This is a genomic window from Emticicia sp. W12TSBA100-4 (assembly GCF_040253585.1).
Lineage (GTDB): Bacteria > Bacteroidota > Bacteroidia > Cytophagales > Spirosomataceae > Emticicia.
This window is the reverse complement of the sequence record NZ_JBELAU010000006.1, coordinates 337,017-358,124: the sequence shown is the minus strand read 5'-3', so window position 1 is coordinate 358,124 and position 21,108 is coordinate 337,017. Positions and strand designations below refer to the sequence as shown.

The 21,108-nt window shown below is 38.5% G+C and carries 16 protein-coding genes; 10 read left to right on the top strand and 6 right to left on the bottom strand.

From position 1 onward, the window contains the following. Position 1 precedes the first annotated feature (1 nt). The gene (locus ABR854_RS10710) at positions 2–3,289 is read left to right on the top strand and encodes a glycosyl hydrolase (protein WP_350265390.1); all 3,288 of its coding nucleotides are present in this window, start codon (positions 2–4) and stop codon (positions 3,287–3,289) included. A 67-nt stretch (positions 3,290–3,356) separates the two neighbouring features. On the opposite strand, the gene ABR854_RS10705 is transcribed toward ABR854_RS10710, so the two are convergent. From ABR854_RS10705 to ABR854_RS10685, 5 genes are all read right to left on the bottom strand, one after another. Further along, positions 3,357–4,967 carry a RagB/SusD family nutrient uptake outer membrane protein gene (locus ABR854_RS10705; RefSeq protein WP_350265389.1) on the bottom strand — a complete coding sequence of 537 codons (1,611 nt, stop codon included), beginning with the start codon at positions 4,965–4,967 and terminating at the stop codon, positions 3,357–3,359. A 31-nt stretch (positions 4,968–4,998) separates the two neighbouring features. After that, positions 4,999–8,370, bottom strand: a complete 3,372-nt coding sequence (locus ABR854_RS10700) for a SusC/RagA family TonB-linked outer membrane protein (RefSeq protein ID WP_350265388.1) — start codon at positions 8,368–8,370, stop codon at positions 4,999–5,001. A 198-nt stretch (positions 8,371–8,568) separates the two neighbouring features. Beyond that, on the bottom strand, positions 8,569–9,657 hold the full coding sequence (locus tag ABR854_RS10695) for a FecR family protein (RefSeq protein WP_350265387.1): 1,089 nt from the start codon (positions 9,655–9,657) through the stop codon (positions 8,569–8,571). A 151-nt stretch (positions 9,658–9,808) separates the two neighbouring features. Then, complete coding sequence (locus ABR854_RS10690) at positions 9,809–10,405, bottom strand: RNA polymerase sigma factor (RefSeq protein ID WP_350265386.1); 597 nt, start codon at positions 10,403–10,405, stop codon at positions 9,809–9,811. A gap of 209 nt (positions 10,406–10,614) precedes the next feature. Then, entirely contained in the window at positions 10,615–10,848 is a 234-nt protein-coding gene (locus ABR854_RS10685) for a hypothetical protein (protein WP_350265385.1), read from the bottom strand. A gap of 241 nt (positions 10,849–11,089) precedes the next feature. On the opposite strand from ABR854_RS10685, the gene ABR854_RS10680 reads away from it, so the two are divergent. Genes ABR854_RS10680 through ABR854_RS10665 form a run of 4 tightly spaced genes read left to right on the top strand, consistent with a single transcriptional unit; the run spans position 11,090 to position 12,918 of the window. Then, positions 11,090–11,413 carry an ArsR/SmtB family transcription factor gene (locus ABR854_RS10680; RefSeq protein WP_350265384.1) on the top strand — a complete coding sequence of 108 codons (324 nt, stop codon included), beginning with the start codon at positions 11,090–11,092 and terminating at the stop codon, positions 11,411–11,413. Between the two features lie 5 nt (positions 11,414–11,418). After that, positions 11,419–11,883 (top strand): SRPBCC family protein, encoded by a 465-nt coding sequence (locus ABR854_RS10675; protein ID WP_350265383.1) that lies wholly within the window; start codon positions 11,419–11,421, stop codon positions 11,881–11,883. A gap of 3 nt (positions 11,884–11,886) precedes the next feature. Further along, complete coding sequence (locus ABR854_RS10670; protein ID WP_350265382.1) at positions 11,887–12,261, top strand: DoxX family protein; 375 nt, start codon at positions 11,887–11,889, stop codon at positions 12,259–12,261. 18 nt (positions 12,262–12,279) lie between these two features. After that, on the top strand, positions 12,280–12,918 hold the full coding sequence (locus ABR854_RS10665; protein WP_350265381.1) for a DUF1801 domain-containing protein: 639 nt from the start codon (positions 12,280–12,282) through the stop codon (positions 12,916–12,918). 10 nt (positions 12,919–12,928) lie between these two features. On the opposite strand, the gene ABR854_RS10660 is transcribed toward ABR854_RS10665, so the two are convergent. Then, the gene (locus ABR854_RS10660) at positions 12,929–13,654 is read right to left on the bottom strand and encodes an NUDIX hydrolase (protein ID WP_350265380.1); all 726 of its coding nucleotides are present in this window, start codon (positions 13,652–13,654) and stop codon (positions 12,929–12,931) included. Between the two features lie 316 nt (positions 13,655–13,970). Here ABR854_RS10660 and ABR854_RS10655 point away from each other — a divergent pair, with 316 nt between their 5' ends. The 5 genes from ABR854_RS10655 (at position 13,971) to ABR854_RS10635 (ending at position 21,012) form a co-directional block, all read left to right on the top strand. Continuing rightward, positions 13,971–15,179 carry an MFS transporter gene (locus ABR854_RS10655; protein ID WP_350265379.1) on the top strand — a complete coding sequence of 403 codons (1,209 nt, stop codon included), beginning with the start codon at positions 13,971–13,973 and terminating at the stop codon, positions 15,177–15,179. 69 nt (positions 15,180–15,248) lie between these two features. Beyond that, positions 15,249–15,647, top strand: a complete 399-nt coding sequence (locus ABR854_RS10650) for a GxxExxY protein (RefSeq protein WP_350265378.1) — start codon at positions 15,249–15,251, stop codon at positions 15,645–15,647. Positions 15,648–15,701: 54 nt separating this feature from the next. Then, entirely contained in the window at positions 15,702–19,457 is a 3,756-nt protein-coding gene (locus ABR854_RS10645) for a ThuA domain-containing protein (protein ID WP_350265377.1), read from the top strand. Positions 19,458–19,485: 28 nt separating this feature from the next. Then, a complete protein-coding gene (locus tag ABR854_RS10640) occupies positions 19,486–19,854 on the top strand; it encodes a hypothetical protein (protein WP_350265376.1) in 369 nt (122 codons plus the stop codon). A gap of 165 nt (positions 19,855–20,019) precedes the next feature. Next, entirely contained in the window at positions 20,020–21,012 is a 993-nt protein-coding gene (locus ABR854_RS10635) for an LLM class flavin-dependent oxidoreductase (RefSeq protein ID WP_350265375.1), read from the top strand. Positions 21,013–21,108 lie beyond the last annotated feature (96 nt).

Here is a 21,108-nt window from a genome sequence, read left to right as displayed (position 1 = left end):
TATGAAAAAATACTCAGTTTTTGGCATTGCTCTCGGAGTAATGTTGAGTAGTGTTTCCAATGCTCAAAACCTGCAACAAGGTTTTCAAACGCCACCCAGTTCGGCAAAACCCCGTGTTTGGTGGCATTGGATGAACGGCAATATCTCGAAAGAAGGCATCCAAAAAGATTTAGAATGGATGAGCCGTGTCGGAATCGGAGGCTTTCAGAATTTCGATGCCAATCTTTTTACACCAGTAGTTGTGCCAAAGAAATTGGTTTTTATGCAACCTGATTGGAAAGATGCTTTCAAATTTACCACCGAATTTGCCGACAAGAAAGGACTCGAAATGGCAATTGCTGGCTCACCAGGTTGGAGCGTAACGGGTGGCCCGTGGGTAAAACCCGAAGATGGTATGAAAAAATATGTTTGGACAGAAGCATTGATTGAAGGAGGTAAAAAGCAAAGCATTCAATTACCTAAATTACCCGATGTGATTGGTAAGTTTCAAGATGCCGAAACACATGCTGGCGGGGTGATGGGTGGCTTCGTGGGTACTCAACCACAATTTGCTGCTGATGCCATGGTGATTGCTTATAAATTACCATCAAATGAAAAGCATTTGATGGATTTAAACCCCAAAATGACAAAAAGTGGCGGTGATTTTGATACAAAACTATTGCTCGACCACGATATGGGCAAAACCTATTTCTTACCTCCGATGGAAGTAGGTAAAGATATGTGGGTACAATATGAATTTGAAACCCCGCAAACATTCAAGGCTTTTGCCTTGGGTATGGGCGAGGCTGGCGAACTGGCCGAATTTAACGGAGGGCCGACCAATCGTAGTCTAAAAGTGAGCGATGATGGCGTAAACTTCCGTACTGTTGCCAAAGTTTCAAATAGCACTTTGCCGTTTATTACTACTGCAATTCCTGCTACAACGGCTAAATACTGGAGAATTTGTTTTGAAACACTCCCTGCTACAATCAGCCCAATTGCGGCCATGATGGGTATGACCGAAACTCCCAAACCAGCAGGAACAAATATTTCAGAATTTGTACTTTTCAATACTTCTCGCATCAATCAAGCCGAAGATAAAGCCGGGTTTTCACCATGGAAAGAGGATGGGAAACTGAGCGGTGCTGAAAATGTAGAGGTGATTCCTTCACAAGATATTATTGATTTAACAGCCAAAATGAATGCAGATGGTAGCCTTGAATGGGACGTTCCTGAAGGTAACTGGATGATTGTTCGTTTGGGTTATTCGCTCACAGGTCGCCAAAATCATCCTGCTTCACCAGAGGCAACTGGTCTTGAAGTTGATAAACTCGATAAAGAAGCCGTTCGCCGTTACATTAATACTTATCTGGATATGTATAAAGATGCTACTGGTGGTTTGATGGGAGAAAAAGGACTCCAATACATGGTTTTGGATAGCTATGAAGCTGGACACATGAATTGGACAAAAGGCTTTCCTGCCGAATTTCAGAAACGCCGTAGTTATGATATTAGGTCATGGATTCCTGTGCTAACGGGTAGAATTGTAAATAGTCTTGAATCCAGCGAAAAATTCTTGTGGGATTTTAGAAAAACGATTGGCGAAATGATTGCTGAAAATCATTATGATGTCATTGGCGAAGAATTGAACAAAAGAGGCATGAAGCGTTATACAGAATCGCATGAAAACGGACGTATTTATTTGGCTGATGGAATGGACGTGAAGCGTAATGCCGAGATTCCGATGGCGGCTATGTGGACGCCAGGTAGCTTGGCAGGTGGAAGTGATGAAGAAGTGCGTAGTGAGGCCGATATTCGAGAAGCGGCATCTGTAGCAAATATTTACGGACAAAACATTGTAGCGGCTGAATCAATGACCGCTATTCAAAATGCTTTCTCGTGGACTCCTGAAAAGCTTAAACGCACGGCCGATTTAGAATTTGCTTCAGGTCTTAATCGTTTCGTTATTCATACCTCGGTTCACCAACCGCTTGATGATAAAAAGCCAGGGTTCTCGCTCGGGCCATTTGGACAGTATTTTACTCGTCAAGAAACTTGGGCAGAAGCAGGGGCAACTGCTTGGATGAGTTATTTAGGTAGAAGTTCATACATGCTTCAACAAGGCAAAAACGTAGCCGATATTTTGTATTTATATGGCGAAAATACCAATATCACTTGGTTTTGTCGTGAAAAATTACCAAATATCCCAGCGGGATATGAGTTTGATTTTGTCAACTCTTCGGCTCTTATGAATGTAATCAATCCGCAAAATGGCAAATTAGTAGCCAAATCGGGTAATTCGTATAATGTTTTGATGCTGGACGAATCAACCAAACTAATGACATTATCACTTTTGAAAAGAATCAAAACATTGGTTGATGCAGGCGTAAAAGTAATTGGGTTAAAACCAGAAAAATCACCAAGTTTGGCTGATAATGATGCCGAATTTCAAAAATTAGTTAATGAAATTTGGTCGAAATCGAATGTTACCACATTTGATAAAACCAATTTGCAACCCGATGTAGTCATTTCAAATGCCAAAAACAAAATTTTGTTTCGCCATCGTGCAGGCTTCGACTCCGCTCATCCAACAGCCAATCAAGATATTTATTGGCTAAACAACAGAAGCGACAACCCAACTAATGCTGAAGTAAGTTTTAGAGTTTCTGGCAAAGTACCAGAGCTTTGGAATGCTCAAACAGGAAAGACTGAGAAATTGAGTTACCAAATAAAAGATGGTAGAACAATTGTGCCGCTGAAATTTAATTCTTGGGATGCTTACTTTGTGGTTTTCAAAGATAAAGCGACTGCCAATAGTGTAGCCATTACTCCAAAAACTGAAACAACATTGACTATCATTTCAACACCTTGGCAAGTGAAATTTAATGATAAGAATGTATCGTTTGATAAACTAACGTCGTGGGTTGATAATACCGATAGTGATGTAAAATATTTTTCAGGTACGGCTACATATACTAATACTTTCAAAGTTGATGCTCTTAATAAATCAGCAAAGTATGTGATTGATTTAGGTGATGTAAAAAATATTGCAGAGCTTATTTTAAACGGTCAAAATGTAGGTACTGTTTGGAAAAAGCCGTTCAAAGTTGATATAAGCGAGGCTTTAAAGGCAGGAGATAACACCATCCAAGTGAAAGTAACAAACACTTGGGTAAACCGCCTCATTGGCGATGCCCAACCAGATGTGAAAGTAAAAACTACTTTCACTACAATGCCATTCTATCGTGCAAACTCACCATTATTACCTTCGGGAATGATTGGAGAGGTGAAGATAAATATATTGAAATAAACGTATTTCAGTATTGGTATAAAAAAAGTCAAGGAAGCTTCCTTGACTTTTTTTATACTCTTTCAAATCAATATCCTGGGTTTTGCTTCAATGCAGGATTTAAAACCATCGCTCCTTGCGGAATTGGGAAAATGCGTTTGTTTACATCTTTATCCGTCTTAAAGCCCCATGAACCTTCATATTTTCCGAAGCGAATCATGTCATTTCTGTGCCAAGATTCCCACGCAAATTCTCTACATCTTTCTTGATAAATATCTTCAAGAGTTACAGCAGTAAGTGCTGGAGAAGTTGTGCGGTTAGCTCTAATCTGATTTACCAAAGAAACCGCCGATACAGATGAACTTCCACCACGGGCAATAGCTTCAGCTTTCATCAAGATAATATCTGAATATCTGAAAAACGGTTTATCGTTATTTTGGTTACGGTTCGTAGAAGTAGCATCAGGATAGAATTTTACATTTCTATAACCCATATTCCAAGCAATTTCATCATTTCCAAGGTCGAAAGTTGCTACATCTTGACGTAATTTAATTTCAGGCGTTAGTTCAACTTGGTAAGTATATGGAGCAGAGCCATCGCTACCTGTGTAGAATTGGTCATAACCTTTTTTGGTAGTCGTTACTCTGATTGGTGTAACGCCATCGTTCATAAATTGCAAACCAGTGAGCCATTGACCATTACGAATATCGTTTTTATCATTGAAATGAGCATAAAATTCTGGCAATGTACTTTGTGGGGCACTTGGCGTAAATGGCAAGTTATATTTTGCACGAAGTGAACGAGGTACGTCATAGCGAGCGTGGTACATGAATCCATTTGTACCTGGTAAATTGGTAGCAGCAGGGTCATACGGAATCGCAAAGATAAACTCTTTCATTTGCGGGCCATTGTTTGGGTAAAACATTTGCAAATAAGATGCACGTGGTTCAATCGCAAATTTACCCGAATTAATAATGTTATCGCAAGCATCAATACACTCTTTTAGTTTTGGTGTTCCTGTATAAACCTCAGCATTGATATACATTTTTGCAAGCAAAGCATAAGCCGTCCATTTGGTAGCTCTTCCGTAGGTTGTTACGCCTGTTTCTACGCTAAGGTTAGGCAAAGCAGCGTTTACTTCCGACTCAATAAATTTGAAAACCTCGGCACGTGGCGAGTTAGTTTTTGGTGTAAAATCGCCATAATCAGTATAAATTGGCACATTTCCGTACATATCCATCATCATAAAATAAGCGATGGCTCTGACCATTTTCAACTCCGAAATATTCTGTGCTTTGGTAGCGGTTGAGGCTGGAATATTAGCTTCTAAAATCGAAATAGCTTGGTTGGTTGTACCGATTGTTGTCGAAAGCCAGTTCCAAACCGAACCTGTACCACCGTGGTCTTTTGTCCAAGTATGGTAGTGCATATCAATATAACCACGGTTATCGTACCAGTTTCCACCACGAGCTGGAAGAATCGCTTCGTCGGTAGTAAAGGTTTGCATGAAATAATAATCAAGGGCATAGTTTCCTCTCAAAGCCGCATACGGTGGGCCAGATGCTTGAATAAATTGAGAAGCATTTTGAGGGAAAATATCAGGAGTCAACTGAGTGTTGACAGGCACTTCAATCTTATGGCAGCCAAAAACTAACAAGGCGATTAAGAGTGCGAATGAATTTTTTAATATATTTTTCATTTGAATAGTAAATTTTAGGTGCTACAAAAACTTAGAATGATACATTTAAACCAAATAACATTGTACGAGTTTTTGGATAAAAGTTATTAGAATCAACACCTGGGGCTAAACCTCCTTGGTTGATTTCAGGGTCAATTCCTGTATATTTCGTAATCACAAAAGCATTATTTACCGAAGCATATACTCTAAGGTTTTTGAAGTTCGGCCCTAAGTTTTTGAAACTATAACCAAGTGTTGCGTTGTCAAGTCTTACATAACTTCCGTTTTCGATAAATCTTGATGAGTATTTGAATGAATTTACATCTTTCGTACTTTCATCGGCAGCATCGTTCAAGATATTAGTAAATTGAGCAGTACTTGGTCTGAACAAATCAGCACGAGTTACGTTGAAAATTTTGTTGCCGAATACACCACGAACGAATACATTCAAATCGAAGTTTTTGTAAGTGAGTGTGTTCGTCCAACCCAATAATAATTTCGGTTGAGCATTTCCTAAGTATTTGTAGTCTCTTCCGATTACTGGAGTAGTTGTGAGTTCGCCTTTGTTATTGTAATATTGCGAAACACCATTGGCGTTTTTTCCTGCATATTCAAACGTAAAGAACTGGCCGAGCGGCTGCCCTGCTTTCAAAATCTGAATCGTACTACCTGTTTGACCGCCACCTTCTGGTTGAGTAATTCTAACTGAGTCGCCACCCGCAAAAAGAGGATTCGTTAGGCTAACGATTTTGTTTTTGTTATGAGCTAAATTTAAACCTGTTGTCCAAGTTAAGCCATTTTTGTTGCTTACTGGCGTAATGTTTAGGCTTAATTCAGCACCTTGGTTGTTCATGCTTCCACCGTTTGCTACGATACGTCCAACTGGTACTAAAATCGGATTTACACCATAGGTATAAATCATACCGTTGGTAGTTTTGTCATAAACTTCTAATGAACCACTCAAACGACCTTTTAACATCGTGAAATCGAGACCGAGGTTGCTTGTCGATGTTTTTTCCCATTGTAAATCTGGATTAGCTGCTTGCGTTGGGCCATAAGCGGCAGTTTGAGTTCCGTTATAGTAATATGTACCCAAACTTCCCGAAATAAATTGAGCGGTATAAGCATTAAAGCCAGATGAGTTCCCTGTTACACCATAACTTACACGAAGTTTCAAATCATTGAAGATTGATTGATTTTTCATGAAGTTTTCTTCGTTGATTCTCCATGCCAAACCAATGGATGGGAAGTAACCCCAACTATTGTTTTTACCAAAAACTGAACTTCCGTCACGACGGATTGAGCCTTGAAATAAGTATTTATCGTTGTAAGAATAATTCAAACGAGCAAAGTCAGAAATCAATTTGTTTTCTTGGAAAACGCCATCTGAACCAAAGTTGATTCTGTAAGATGGAATCGCATAAGGATTACTCAAAGCAAAGTTTCCGTAACCAATATTATCAACTGGGAAGTTGGTACTCGAAACCTGAAAACCATCTCCCAAAGTATTGCCTTGCCACGAATATCCAGCCACTGCATTGATGTAGTGCTTTCCGATGGTTTTATTCCAAGTAAGGAATGTTTCTACCACTTTTTGTACATCCTGATACGTATTACGCAAAGCCGAACCATTTACACCAAAGTTTTGCAATGAATGCACCGCAGGTGGCTCTGGATTATTATAAAAATTAGCACTATTATAAAGCGAATAGTAGCTTGCGTAAGCCTGACTATTGAGCGACGTATTATTTTGGTACGATAAATTTAGGTCATACGATAGATTGAAAGGAAGTTCGATATGAGTTTTAAACGCACCAATAAAGTTATTGTATTTGCTGTTATCTTTTGCTTTTTCAATCAAGGCCAAAGGGTTGAAATAACCAGTGTTTTGGAAGTTTTCAAAGTAAGTGCCGTCAGGGTTTAAAACTGGCGAAACTGGCAAGTGATTTATCATTTGCTCCAAAACATTGTTTCGCATGGGTGTATTGCTGGCATTGCTATTAGAATTAACAACCGATAATCCAAATTTTACTTTATCGTTGAAAGCAGATTGTTCGATTGACATACGTGCAATAACTCTCGATAATGCACTCGACAACATGATACCTTGTCGGTCAATGTAGTTTAGACTTGCACTGTACGTATTATGCTCACCGCCTCCGCTAAATGACAAGTTGTGATTATGAGATACGGCTGTTTCTCTTTGAACCGCCGCTTGCCAATCTGTATCAACACCTTTATCGTCCGTTGGCGAAAAACTCAAACCGTTTTTCGTAAGAAATGCTCTTAATTCGCTGGCATTCATCATATCAAGTTTGCTTGATACTTTCTCGATACCTGCATAGCCGTTATAGCCAACCGTTAAAGCTCCTTTTTTGCCTTTTTTGGTTGTTACCATGATTACACCATTGGCGGCACGGTTTCCGTAGATGGCTGTTGCGGCTGCATCTTTCAAGATGTCAATCGTAGCGATGTCGTCGGGAGCAATGACAGAAATATCTGCCCCAGGGATTCCATCAATCACATAGAATGGCCCTTGCGAGCTGTTGAGTGTAGAGGCACCACGCAAAACCACCGCAGCACGTTGGTTCGGGTCACCATTTGATGAAATATTCAAACCTGGTACTTTACCTTGTAATAACTGACCTACGTCGGTGATTGCACCACGGTTCAAATCGCTTGGTTTGATGTTTGAAATAGCACTCGTCAAGTTTTTCTTTGATTGTGTACCATAACCAACAACAACTACTTCGTTGAGTGTACTCTCGCTTTCGCTCAAAACTACATCAATCGTCGAACGGCCATTTATATTGATTTTCTGAGGTTCATAGCCCAAAAAACTAAACACCAACACCGAATTTTTATCAGGTGCACTCAAAGAGTATTGCCCATTGGCATCGGTTGTTGTTCCTCTGGTTGTTCCTTCTACCGTAATACTCACACCAACCAATGTTTCTCCTTTTGCATCTTTTACACTACCTTTTACCCCAAATTCGGCCATTGCTTGGAGTTGAGTAGTACTGATTGCATCAATTTTGTTGAGGTCTAAACTTCCCAAAAATGAAGCTTTCGACAAAACAATATGGTTCTTTCTGAGTATCTGAAACGAAATCTTACGTGGCGTAAGTACCTTTTTCAGAATCTCTTCAAGAGTTTCGTTATTAAAATCATAAGAGAATCTCTCTTGATTCGACATGACTTCTTTGTTATAAGAAAACGTCACATCTACCTTACTTTCAATGGTCTGAATAAGGCTTTTCAGATTCCCATTTTTTTGAGAAACCGACAGGCGTTCTTTTAGAAATTCTTGACCACTACTATCGTGGGCGTAGCTGATGCTTATCGCAAGAATGAGCAGCATGAGCTGAGTTAGGGAGATTTTCATAATCTTGAAAATCGCTTTTTTAGTAAATAATTTTGACATACATTTGTTTGTTTTTGTTAGAGTTAAGACAAAACAAAAGCCAGCCACCCAAGAAATTGAATGGTGAAGGCTTGGGGTAAAGGTGTGGCCGCATCTTTACCTCTTTAATAAAAAATTAAGGGAATTGTCGAGTAAATTAAGGGTTTTTCTTGGTCGGTTCTGTTTGGTTTTAAGGTTAATAGGTTTAATACTTTATATTTATTGGCATCCTTCCGACTCGAAAATGATTTGTGCATCAACTTCTTTATAAGTTGCTCCGATAATGGTACAAATCAAATCGAGTTGTTCATACAAAGATTCATCACGAAGGCGGGTCGTGATGACACAACGAGACAAAAGCTCTTCATCATAAATAATCTTTACTCCGTACCGTTTTTCAATTACTTCCAAGATATTTGATACTGACTGCTCATCAAAATATTCGGGTAGGGCAGTAGCGTCGTTGGTAGGAAGCGGCATGGGAGTTTCTACTAAATGCTTGCTCAAAACATCGGTTGGTCGATTATAAATTGCCTGCTGATTTGGTAATAAAATCAAACCTTTCGATTCGGGTGTGTTGAGCAATTGTTTGTTCTGACTAAAAACCGAAACTTTGCCAGTTTTTACTTTAACTGTAATCTTTTTATCGTCTTCAAAGGCACGTACTCGAAAACTCGTACCCAAAACTTTCGTTATTACCTCATTGGCATATACATAAAACGGTCGGCGTGGATTTTTAGCAATCTCAAAAAACGCTTCTCCGCTCAAAATCACCGTTCGTTTATCCGCCTCAAAGTGTTTCGGAATACTTATTTTACTATTTTTCTCCAAAATCACCGAACTCCCATCTTCTAAGCTAATAGTTTTGGGAGTTGCTTTATCGTTGGTATATTCTACCCACAACTGCTTCTCTTCAATCGAAGAAACCAACGAATTATATGAGACATTCTTCGGCTCATTCATCCAAAAATACGTTCCAATGAAACCCAAGATAAAAATTATACTGGCTGCCCAACGAAACACCTGCGAATGAAACAGACGGATTTTTGGTCTATCTATTTCGGTCTCTTCTTGCATCGACTCCTTCAATTTTGCCCAAACACGATTTTGATTGAGTTTACTACTTTGAGTGTCTTCAAAAGCTCTGATTTCTTCAAGAAGTTTCTTTGCTTCTTGAATGATAATCGCTTTATCAGGGTTTTCGTTGATGAAATTTTGCCAAAAAGAATCGTTTTGTGTATGCAAAACCCACGCAACGAAATCATCGTCGTTGAGAAAATCTTGTATATTTTTAAATTGATTAGTCATTTTATAATTTTAGCCAATTTGGCTTCAATTATATAGGTGAGAAAAATTGAAAAAAGTAACCATTAAATTGTACTTTTTTTTGAAATAATTTATCGATTAGAAGCTAAATGGTTGATTATGAGTAGTTAAGGTAACTGTCAAGCACAGAAAGTTAGGGGAGTAGGCTCAAGAATGCTGTAAATGAAACCACTTTTTTGAGCGAAACACGAAGGATAGCAATGGATTTTGAAAGAAGATTTTTTACGACTTGCTTAGGCGTTTGCATAATCTCGGAGGTTTCGTCGAGGCTCAAACCTTGATAGAAACGCAGGTTGATAGCTTCTGCACCACGATTGCTTAACTTATTGATAGCTTTTTCGATTTGTTGGGCGATGAGTTGAGTTTCTTCGCCAACAATGATTTCTTGCTCAGAAGAAATCGTACTCAAATAGTCTAAAAATTGATTGATGTCTTCGTTTTTATCCAAAATATCATTTTTTAGATTGCCATGAAACTGATTGCGTAAAGCTCTAAAAAGATAAAACTTTAGGTTTTCTACATCGCTCAAAAATTCTCTTCTTCGCCAAAGTTCAATAAACACATCGTGGATGGCATCTTCTACGAGTGTGGTGTCGTGGCTGAGGCGTAAACCGTAAGCTCCTAAAACCTTAAAATACTGATTATACAATTGTTCAAACGCCTTGGTATCGCCTTGCTTGAAGGATTGCCAAAGTGCCTGTTCATCAATATTTGAATGTTTACTTTTCAAGATTTTGTTTACTTTTTCTTAGCAAAGGTACTTAAAAAAATAAAATTCTAAAGCGGTTAAGGCTTGCTGGAATGGCAAAAAAGTAGAATTAGGCAATGCAAACGTTTCCAAATGTAGTTTTTGCGTGTAGAAAAAAATAATTTCTATGCGATTTAATGAGTAAAATCAACCATTAAACTGTTAAATTTGATAGGTGATTCGGTTTTTGATTACTGCATTTGCATGCCATTTTGCATTCCTTCTTGTTGGCTCTTCATGTTTTGGCGTTTGAACAACGACATATCTATTTTTCCAAAACGATACGAGAAATTCAAGCAAACCATCTGCGGTTGGTTGGTCAATAAAACCAGCGAGACAAACTCAACGGGTTTGCCCAGACTATCTATGATTTTACCATAAACATGGCAATGGTTTCTTGTACGGCACTCATTCTGGGCATTCATATTTGATGAAAATAGTTTTTCAGGAATCGCCCATAAACTACATTATAGCACACACATTTATTTACACAGTTGAAAAAAGCAATAAGTTTAACCCCAAGCTATTTCAAGGTACTAAAAAATAAAAAGAGAATCACCATTCAAAATATTTAAGAGCTAATCAAAACCCCTTCAATCAAAAAAACAAAAAATAAATTGCGTAGTTATTTAGCTACGCATATATTTGTAGTCAAATAGCTACATAATGAATTTAAGACGAGACGTTTTTCAAGCCATTGCCGACCCTACCCGTAGGGCGATTCTACTTTTGGTTGCTTCACAATCAATGACAGCAGGTGCGATTGCCGCCAATTTCGACACCGCACGACCAACGGTTTCAAAACATTTACAGATTCTGACCGAGTGCGAATTGCTCAAACAAGAACAAAATGGTCGAGAAATTTACTACCATGTCAATGCCAATAAAATGGGAGAAGTAGCAGATTTTGTTGAGCAATTCCGCAAAATGTGGGATGATAGATTCAATAAATTGGAGGCCATTATGCAGACATATAAAACCAAAGAATAGCTTTTATGGAACAGAAAACAAAAATACAAGCCGAAGAAGGTAAACAAGATTTGGTGATAAAGAGAGAGTTTGATTTGCCTGTGGAATTGCTTTTTAGGGCATACGTCGAACCTGAAATTGTGGAGCAATGGATGGGAACAAAGGTGCTAAAACTTGAAAATAAAAAACACGGAAGTTGGCAATTTGAAACCACCGACCCACGAGGGAACAAACACGGCTTTAATGGTGTCATTCACGAGTTTTGTCCGAATCAGAGAATCACTCGTACTTTTGAGATGGAAAACACTCCTTTTCCTGTGCAACTCGAATTTTTGGAGTTTGAAAAACTCAGCGATAGCACCAGTAAACTGACCATGCAAATTGTCTATAAATCAGCTGAATATCGTAATCAAATGCTCAAATTGCCTTTTGCACAAGGCATCAATATGGCACATAATCGCCTTCAAGAAATTGTAAACAAGTTAAAGTAAATTATGGAAAAGAGAAACAAAATCATTTATTGGATTGCCACCGTTTGGCTTTCGCTGGGCATGATTTCGACTGGAATCGTACAGCTTATTAAAATGAAAGAAGAAGCCGATATGATGGCACATTTGGGCTATCCGCTGTATTTTCTAACTTTACTGGGTATCTGGAAAATCTCTGGTGTTGTAGCGGTGCTTGTGCCTAAATTTCCTTTATTGAAAGAGTGGGCTTATGCAGGCTTTTTCTTTTCTATGTCGGGAGCGATTTATTCGCACATTGCCAGTGGAGATGCCGCCAAAGACCTTTTTGGCCCAGTTTTATTGTTAGTCTTGACGATAGTCTCTTGGTATTTCAGACCAGCCGATAGAAAACTTAATTTTTAAAACCAATCAATCAAGTACATGAACCCAAAAGTGGATGAATTTTTAGAAAAAAGTGCCAAATGGCAGGAAGAACTCAAAAGACTGAGAAATATTGTTCTCGCTTGTGGCCTGACCGAAGAACTAAAATGGGGACAGCCCTGCTATACGTTCAATAACACTAATGTTATCCTTCTCGGAGGATTTAAAGATTATTGTTTCATTAGTTTTCTTAAAGGAGTGTTATTGCATGATTCAGAAAATATTTTACAAAAACCAGGCGAAAATACTCAATCAGGTCGTATTATTCCATTTACTGAAATTCAGGAAATAAACGATTTGACCCAAACCTTGAAAGCCTATATTTATGAAGCCATGGAGGTTGAAAAAGCAGGTTTAAAAGTGGTATCCGAGGTGAAAGCCGAATTAGCTTTTCCTGATGAATTACTTCAAAAGTTTAAATCCGATACAGCCTTTAAAACAGCTTTTGAAGCACTTACTCCAGGCCGCCAAAGAGCTTACAATATTTATTTTACTGGGGCGAAATCTTCAAAGGCTCGTAATTCAAGAATAGAAAGCTACACCGAACGAATAATGAATGGCAAAGGCTTTAATGATTGCATTTGTGGGCTATCGAAAAGGCTACCCAACTGCGATGGTTCGCACAAATACATTTCATAAGTAAGAAACATCAGTTTTTAAACTTATATAAATACGGAGCTTTGTTGGCCGCACCCGTAAATTTCTTTTCGAGGCGTTCTAAAACATTCATATCCAGAATTTTCTTTTGAAAGTTGTTTCTGGCAAAAGGCTTGTCATAAATGGCTTCGTAAAGTTCTTGGACTTCTTTCATCGTGAAAGTTTCTGGCAATAAATTAAAGCCAATTAGCTTATGGTCAAGGTTTTGGCGAAGTGTTTCGAGTGCATAAGTGACCATTTCGTTGTGGTCCATTATCATGTTTGGTAAATCTTTGATATTATACCAATCAATCGATTCGTCAAAATCTCCCTTTTGTGGATTTACTTTGTTTATATCAACCAAGGCATAATAGCCAATCGAAACAAATCGTTTTGAAAGCCAAGTAATATCACTCTTGCTAAATGGATGTTGCTCCAAAAGCTCATTTTTTATTGAGCTGAATTCGTCAAAAACTTCTTTATTGGTGCGTTCTGTTTGTCCAAAAACTCTATATTGCTCTAAAAAAATATCTATCAACCCTGTTCTTTCTTGTAAAATTCTTTGAGCAGCTTCGTCAATACTTTCATCTTGTTGAATAAAGCCGCCTGGCAACGCCCATAAATCTTTTGATAGATTTATTTTCGGCACCAACACCTTCAATTCTTTTTCTTTATACCCAAAAATCACACAATCTATCGAAAGCTGATTGATGAAATTTTCTTCGTCAAATAATTTCATATCGATGAATTTGTTTAGCCACAAAATTACGGCTTATCCTTTACAAATACCGTTCGTAAAATATAATTATTCAAATATAATATAAAATAAAAATATATTGTCTAAAAATTAGACAATAATTAGAAATTATTTTACATTTGTTCCGTAAACCATAATGATATATAAGTGAGACTAAAAGAAAGGCGGTTGTAATGACAGCTAATGCCCGAAGTATTGAAGTAGAAATGACCAAATCAAGTGGCTAATTTGATGTAGTTCCTGACTGAATCAGTGCTTAATAATTAGAAATCAATCAATAAAAATATAAAATAGGGGTATGAAAAAACACATTTGGCTTGCAATTATTGCCTCAGCATTGGGCTTTTTTGTTGATTTGTACGATATCATCATTTTGAGTATTGTACGTTCAAAAAGTCTTTTAGAACTGGGCGTTCCCGAAGCTGAATTACTCTCGAAAGGTGTATCATTAATCAATATCCAAATGGTTGGAATGTTAATCGGTGGTTTCATTTGGGGAATTATTGGCGATAAATTCGGCAGGCTTTCGGTGCTTTTTGGCTCAATATTGTTATACTCCACGGCCACTTTTGTCAATGCTTATGCTCCTAATTTTGAAATTTACTTATTACTTAGGTTTTTGGCGGGTGTTGGCTTAGCGGGCGAACTCGGTGCTGCTATCACACTCGTAACTGAGCAAATGCCACAAAAATATCGAGGTATTGGTCCCGCAATTATCGGCGGCAGCGGTATGCTCGGAGCAATCGCTGGAGCGTATATTGGCGGTAAATATTCTTGGCAATTTACCTATCAGTTGGGTGGAGGATTAGGTTTTGCTCTCTTGATTCTACGTTTAGGTGTTTTAGAGTCTGGTCTGTTTAATGCTATGAAAGAAAAAACATCCAATAAAGGAAATCTACGACTTTTATTCAAAAATAAAGCATATATCATTAAATATATCAGTATTTGCGTGTTGGGTTTTCCTGTTTGGTACGTCAATGGCGTAGTAATGACTTTTACTCCCGAGATTGCCAAAGCATGGGGAATGACCGAAATTCCATCGGTATCTGCGGTTTTTACCTACTATTTTATCGGTTTTACTTTTGGTGATTTAACTGGTGGACTGGTAAGCCAATATCTTCAAAGTCGTAAAAAAGCCATTCGCCTGTACTTATCACTTTATGCAATTGGTGCGGTATTATTTTTTGCTATCGGTAATCAATCGCTTATGCTTTATTATGGTTTATTGCTTTTTCTTGGTTTCTGTGTTGGCTACTCAATTGTGTTGCTCACACTTGCCGCCGAGCAATACGGCACAAATATCAGAGCAACCGTTACGACTTCTTCATTGAATATCCTTCGTGCAACGGTTATTCCGCAAACCCTGCTTTTTGGTTTTCTAAATCCTTACATCGGAACGGTTCAATCTGCAATGGTTGTTGGGGTTGTGGCTATTTTACTGGCCTTTTGGGGTTTGAGCAATTTAGAAGAGACTTTTCATAAAGATTTGAATTATATGGAGGAATAGTTTTGGAACGCTGATGATGCTGATTCCTGCGGAAACGCTGATTTTCACGGATTTAAAAAATAATAATAAATGGAACTTTTGCACAAAACTTTGACGGATTCAATTTTAAAAGTCTATTTCGACGTCTACAATGAACTTGGATATGGTTTTTTAGAAAAAGTGTATCAGAACTCTATGTATTTGGAACTTAAATCAAGGGGTTTTTATGTAGAAGCCCAAAAACAAATTAAAGTAAATTATAAGGGTGTAGAAGTTGGTGAGTATTATGCAGATTTGATTATCAATGAAAAAGTGATATTAGAGTTGAAAGCCGCAGAATGTATTGTAGAAGATTTTGAATATCAGTTAATAAATTACCTAAAAGCAACCAATATGGAAGTAGGTTTATTGTTGAATTTTGGCAAGAAACCCGAATTTAGAAGAAAAGTATTTGAAAATAATAGAAAGAGTTTTATTAAAAATCCGTAAGAATCAGCGTTGCTTGCATCCGTGTCATCAGCGTTCCAAAAATCAAGTATAAATATGAACAAATTTTTTCTCAAGACAGCATTCATGCTGTTTTTTGTCAGTACTGCGTTTGCACAAACCAAAATCAATGTATTGGTTTTTAGCAAAACGGCGGCGTTCAGACATCAGTCTATTGAAGCAGGTAAAACTGCACTCGCTAAAATGGCGAAAGAAAAAGGTTTTGGCGTAAGCTTCTCAGAAGATGCAAGTCAGTTTACAGAACTTAACTTGAAGAAATTCAATACAGTTATTTTCTTAAATACAACGGGCGATATTTTGAATAACGAGCAACAAAATTCGTTTGAACGATACATTCAAGCGGGTGGAGGATATGTGGGTATTCACGCCGCAACAGATACCGAATACGAATGGCCTTGGTATAATAAATTGGCAGGTGCATGGTTTCTTGACCACCCAATGCCTAATAATGTGCAGAGAGGTAAGTTTTATGTAACCAAAAAGAATGAACTAACAGCAGGAATGCCCGATGAATTTGAGCGTTCGGACGAGTTTTACAGCTTCAAAGATATTTCTTCGAAAATCAGTGTAGTGCTTAAAATTGATGAAAAAAGCTATACAGGAGGCAAAAATGGTGCTGACCACCCAATCAGTTGGTTTCAAGAGTTTGATGGTGGACGTTCATTCTATACTGCCATGGGGCATACTGACGAAACTTTCGCCGAACCGCTTTTTTTGAATCATTTGTATGCAGGTATCAAATATGCAGCAGGTGGCGAAACGCCAAAATCGCTCGATTTCTCAAAGGCACGTCCAGAAGAAAACCGTTTTACGAAAGTAGTTTTGGAAGAAAAACTCGACGAACCAATGGAGCTTTCACTACTGGATAAAGACCGTGTGCTTTTTATTCAACGCAAAGGTGAAATTAGATTATACAACGTAAAAACTAAGACCCTCAAAACGATTGCCAAACTTCCTGTAAGTTTAAAATATGTGAGTAAAGAAGGTAAGGAATCAGTAGCCGAAGACGGACTTTTGGGCTTAAACAAAGACCCGAATTTCGCTCAAAACCAATGGATTTATTTGTATTATTCATCAACCAAAGGGTCGTATAATCAACTTTCAAGATTTACGATGAAAGGCGATGACATACTTTTAGCATCTGAAAAAGAAATGCTAAGAGTAGAAACTCAGCGTGAAGAATGTTGCCACACAGGTGGCTCAATTGCTTGGGACAAAACGGGTAATTTGTATTTATCGACAGGTGATAATACCAATCCTCACGGCTCAAATGGCTATAGTCCAAGCGACGAACGCCCAGGCCGTGAAGCGTGGGATGCTCAGAAATCTTCGGCAAATACGAATGATTTACGTGGGAAAATCATCAGAATCAAGCCTCAACCCGATGGAAGCTACACAATTCCAGAAGGAAACCTTTTCCCGAAAGGCATGGCTGGCACTCGCCCAGAAATCTATACCATGGGACACCGTAATCCGTTCCGTATTTCGGTGGATAAAAAGACTGGCTATGTTTATTGGGGCGAAGTTGGCCCCGATGCTTCTAAGCCAGATTCAACTCGTGGCCCTGCTGGACACGATGAGGTTGGTCAAGCTCGCAAAGCTGGTAATTTTGGTTGGCCACACTTCGTAGGCGATAATAAAGCTTACAATAAATTTGATTTCGTAGCCAATAAATCGCTCGAAAAATGGGATGTAAATGCTCCGACCAATACTTCGCCAAGCAACACAGGTTTGAAAGTATTACCACCTGCTCAGAAAGCCTTTGTTTGGTATCCTTACGGCGAATCGAAAGAGTTTCCATTAGTAGGAAGTGGCGGTAGAAATGCCATGGCTGGGCCAGTTTTCTATTCAGAAGATTTCAAAACTGCACCAAAAGCATTTCCGAAATATTACGATGGAAAATTCTTAGAATACGAGTGGATGCGTGGCTGGATTATGGCTGTAACGATGGATAAAGAAGGTAATTTTGTTTCGATGGAACGTTTTATGCCAAGCTATAAATTTAGCAATCCGATGGACATGGAATTTGCTGAAAATGGCGATTTGTACATGCTCGAATACGGTAGTGGTTGGTTTACGGCCAATGATGATGCTCGTTTGATTCGCATCGAATACAATGGCGGAAATCGTAAACCACAAATTCAGTTAGCAGCCAATCAAATGGGTGGTTCAGTGCCTTTCAACTTAAAATTGACTTCAAAAGGTACAACTGACGCTGATGGCGATTTATTGACGTACTCGTGGAAAATTACTTCAAAAACAGGTTTCAATAAAGTAATTGCTACGCCAGATGCGAACTTGACGCTTACCAAAATGGGTACGTATAAAGTTACACTCACGGTAAATGATGGCAAAGGTGGAATCAACTCACAATCAATGGAAATTACGGCAGGAAATGAGCCGCCAATGTTGAGTTTGGAAATGCCAACCAGCAATAAATCTTTCTACGTTGCCAATAAATCGTTCCCTTACGAAATCAAAGTAAAAGACAAAGAAGATGGCGAACTTGAAAAAGGTATCGCAGCTGAAAACGTGGCTGTAAATATTGATTACTTGGAAGAAGGCTTCGATAAAAACATGATTGCAATGGGGCACCGTTCGGCCGATGCAAGTGCTGCTTATGCTACGGGTAAAAAACTCATCGAAGCCAGCGATTGTATGGCTTGCCACAGCAAAGAAAAGAAATCTATCGGACCAAGCTACCGTGATGTGGCCAACAAATACAAAGGCGATAACAAAGCACTCGAAAACCTAACGAAAAAGGTAATTTCGGGCGGAAGTGGTGTTTGGGGCGAGACTGCAATGGCAGGACATCCGCAACTTTCTACGGCTGATGCCTCTGAAATGGTAAAATACATTCTAAATATTGCCAACGAAAAACCAAAAGAGAAAGGTTTACCAACAAAAGGTATGTTTACTGCTAAAATCCCATCGTCAGATAAAGGAAAAGGCGTTTATATCGTGCGTGCAGCTTACGAAGACCAAGGTGCAAATGGCTTGCCTTCGTTGAAATCCGAGCAGAGTTTTGTATTGAAAAATTCAAAAATCGACCCACACGGATTTGATGAGTATGTTGATATTAATAAAATGGCTTTTGGTGGTAGAAATTTGGCAATTCCCGCAAAATCTGGCTCATACATGGCCATGAAACAAATCGATTTGGCAGGTTTGAAAGAATTGGTTGTAATGGCTACTGCTCCAAAACCGCAACTCAATGCTGTTGGTGGAAAAGTAGAACTACGTTTAGGAAGTCCTAAGGGGCAATTATTGGGCGAATCTGCTTTCTTGGAAGCATCAGAAACAATGGATTTCAACCCAAAAATAGTTACTGTACCAATTAATTTAACTGGCGTTGCGACCGATAAACTACAAGATGTTTATGCCGTTTTTGTGAACACAAAGGCTGAAGGTTCTTTGATGGTTGTTATGGGGCTTGAATTTAAACTGGCTAATGAAGGTGAGGCCATCGTTGAACCTAAAAAAGATGCTACTTCTGCCAATGATTTCTTTGTAGGCAAATGGGCAACCAAAATGATTGGAACACCTGGCGGTGATATTTCGATTGAAATGGTCATTGAAAGAAAAAATGGTGTACTTTCTGGTAAAATGATTTCTCAACAAATGGGAAGTCAGGCTTTCGAGAAAGTAGAAGAAATAGATGGCGAAAAAATTAAACTATCTTTTTCTGCAAATGGTATGAACCTTAATATGGATCTAAGCAAAGAAGATGCCGATAATATTAAAGGCAAACTCATGGGAATGATTGAGGTAAAAGGTAGCAGAATAAAATAAGTATAAACCTATAAATTAACTAAATAAAATGAAAAAACTAAGTGTTTTTGTAGTCCTTTTTATAATGGGGCTTTCGTTCAATACATTTGCTCAGTCTGAATTTTTTGCAGCAAAATGGGAAATTACCGTTACAGGTACGCCAAATGGTGATGCTAAATTTGTAACAAAACTTGAACGTAAAGACGGTAAATTAGCAGGCGAACTTTCATTAATTGGAGATTCTTCTGCTCCTAAAATTCCAATTACTAACATCGAAGAATCGGTGGATAAAATTGTCATTTACTTCTCGGCACAAGGCTATGATGTAAACGTTGATTTAGTAAAAGTTGACGACGATAACTTGAAAGGAACATTGATGAATATGTTCGAGGCAAAAGCCGTGAGGGTTAAAGAGTGATAAAGCCCACAGTCGGCTGTCAACAGATGTGCAAATGTTGATTGTTGGATACTAAGCAAAAAGAGCAGCCATTGTGTTGCTCTTTTTGTTTGAAGTAAAATTCGGCAAGAAAGATAGAAACTTTCTAAATAAGCTTGGCGTTCTTAAAGAAAGAGATTACACTGAATGACAAAAATACCATTATCAGTTTTAGAATTGGCCACCGTTGCTGAAGGTGGCACTCACCAAACTGCCATCGCAAACACCGTAGAAATTGCCAAAAATGCCGAAAACTTAGGCTATAAACGTATTTGGATGGCCGAACACCACAACATGGAATACATTGCGAGTTCGGCAACATCGGTTTTGATTGGCCACGTAGCAGGAAAAACAAATACAATTCGTGTCGGTTCGGGCGGAATTATGTTGCCTAATCATAGCCCGTTGGTTATTGCCGAGCAGTTTGGCACATTAGAATCTATTTATCCAAAACGCATAGATTTGGGTTTGGGCAGAGCTCCAGGTTCTGACCAACTCACGGCAATGGCTTTGCGTAGAAATCAAGAAACTGCCCATAATTTTCCCGAAGATGTGAGGCAACTGCAAACTTATTTTAGTGACGATAATTGCGATGCCCGAGTCAGAGCGTTTCCAGGCGAAGGCTTGGATATTCCCCTTTGGATATTGGGTTCGAGTACCGATAGTGCTTATTTAGCTGCCGAAATGGGGCTTCCTTATGCTTTTGCATCACATTTTGCTCCAGCACAATTTCGAGCGGCAATTAAAATCTACCGCAACAATTTCAAACCTTCTGAGGTTTTGGACAAACCTTACGTAATGGCATGTGTAAATGTTCTCGCCGCCGATTCTGATGAAGAAGCCAATGAATTATTGACAAGTTTAATTAATTTATTTGTCGGAATCATCACTAATAAACGCAAGCCACTCAAACCTGCGGGGAAGTTGCCCGAAGTGTATCAAATTCCAGAAGTGAGACAAGCTGTCAATAACATGCTTGCCTGTACTTTTTATGGCAGTAAAGAAACGCTAAATAAAAATCTTTCAGCTTTTATCGAAGAAACAGAAGTTGATGAGTTAATGGTGGCTTCGCATATTTTTGATTTAGATGCCAAACTGAAATCATTTTCGATTTTGCGTGATGCTTTGAGCGATAATTAAAAATATAACAGAAATTCCAATCAGAGAGCTGAGTTACTGAAACTCAGCTCTTTTTGTTTGTATATCATTATTTGATTTTCGTAAGTTTTGCTTTGA

What these genes read in the sequence shown, in the direction of transcription:
- ABR854_RS10670 (WP_350265382.1), top strand. Translation starts at nt 11,887, where the DNA reads ATGGAAAAGAGAAACAAAATCATTTATTGGATTGCCACCGTTTGGCTT.
- ABR854_RS10685 (WP_350265385.1), bottom strand. Translation starts at nt 10,848, where the DNA reads ATGAATGCCCAGAATGAGTGCCGTACAAGAAACCATTGCCATGTTTAT.
- ABR854_RS10695 (WP_350265387.1), bottom strand. Translation starts at nt 9,657, where the DNA reads ATGACTAATCAATTTAAAAATATACAAGATTTTCTCAACGACGATGAT.
- ABR854_RS10710 (WP_350265390.1), top strand. Translation starts at nt 2, where the DNA reads ATGAAAAAATACTCAGTTTTTGGCATTGCTCTCGGAGTAATGTTGAGT.
- ABR854_RS10665 (WP_350265381.1), top strand. Translation starts at nt 12,280, where the DNA reads ATGAACCCAAAAGTGGATGAATTTTTAGAAAAAAGTGCCAAATGGCAG.
- ABR854_RS10650 (WP_350265378.1), top strand. Translation starts at nt 15,249, where the DNA reads ATGGAACTTTTGCACAAAACTTTGACGGATTCAATTTTAAAAGTCTAT.
- ABR854_RS10705 (WP_350265389.1), bottom strand. Translation starts at nt 4,967, where the DNA reads ATGAAAAATATATTAAAAAATTCATTCGCACTCTTAATCGCCTTGTTA.
- ABR854_RS10700 (WP_350265388.1), bottom strand. Translation starts at nt 8,370, where the DNA reads ATGTCAAAATTATTTACTAAAAAAGCGATTTTCAAGATTATGAAAATC.
- ABR854_RS10660 (WP_350265380.1), bottom strand. Translation starts at nt 13,654, where the DNA reads ATGAAATTATTTGACGAAGAAAATTTCATCAATCAGCTTTCGATAGAT.
- ABR854_RS10680 (WP_350265384.1), top strand. Translation starts at nt 11,090, where the DNA reads ATGAATTTAAGACGAGACGTTTTTCAAGCCATTGCCGACCCTACCCGT.
- ABR854_RS10635 (WP_350265375.1), top strand. Translation starts at nt 20,020, where the DNA reads ATGACAAAAATACCATTATCAGTTTTAGAATTGGCCACCGTTGCTGAA.
- ABR854_RS10645 (WP_350265377.1), top strand. Translation starts at nt 15,702, where the DNA reads ATGAACAAATTTTTTCTCAAGACAGCATTCATGCTGTTTTTTGTCAGT.
- ABR854_RS10675 (WP_350265383.1), top strand. Translation starts at nt 11,419, where the DNA reads ATGGAACAGAAAACAAAAATACAAGCCGAAGAAGGTAAACAAGATTTG.
- ABR854_RS10640 (WP_350265376.1), top strand. Translation starts at nt 19,486, where the DNA reads ATGAAAAAACTAAGTGTTTTTGTAGTCCTTTTTATAATGGGGCTTTCG.
- ABR854_RS10655 (WP_350265379.1), top strand. Translation starts at nt 13,971, where the DNA reads ATGAAAAAACACATTTGGCTTGCAATTATTGCCTCAGCATTGGGCTTT.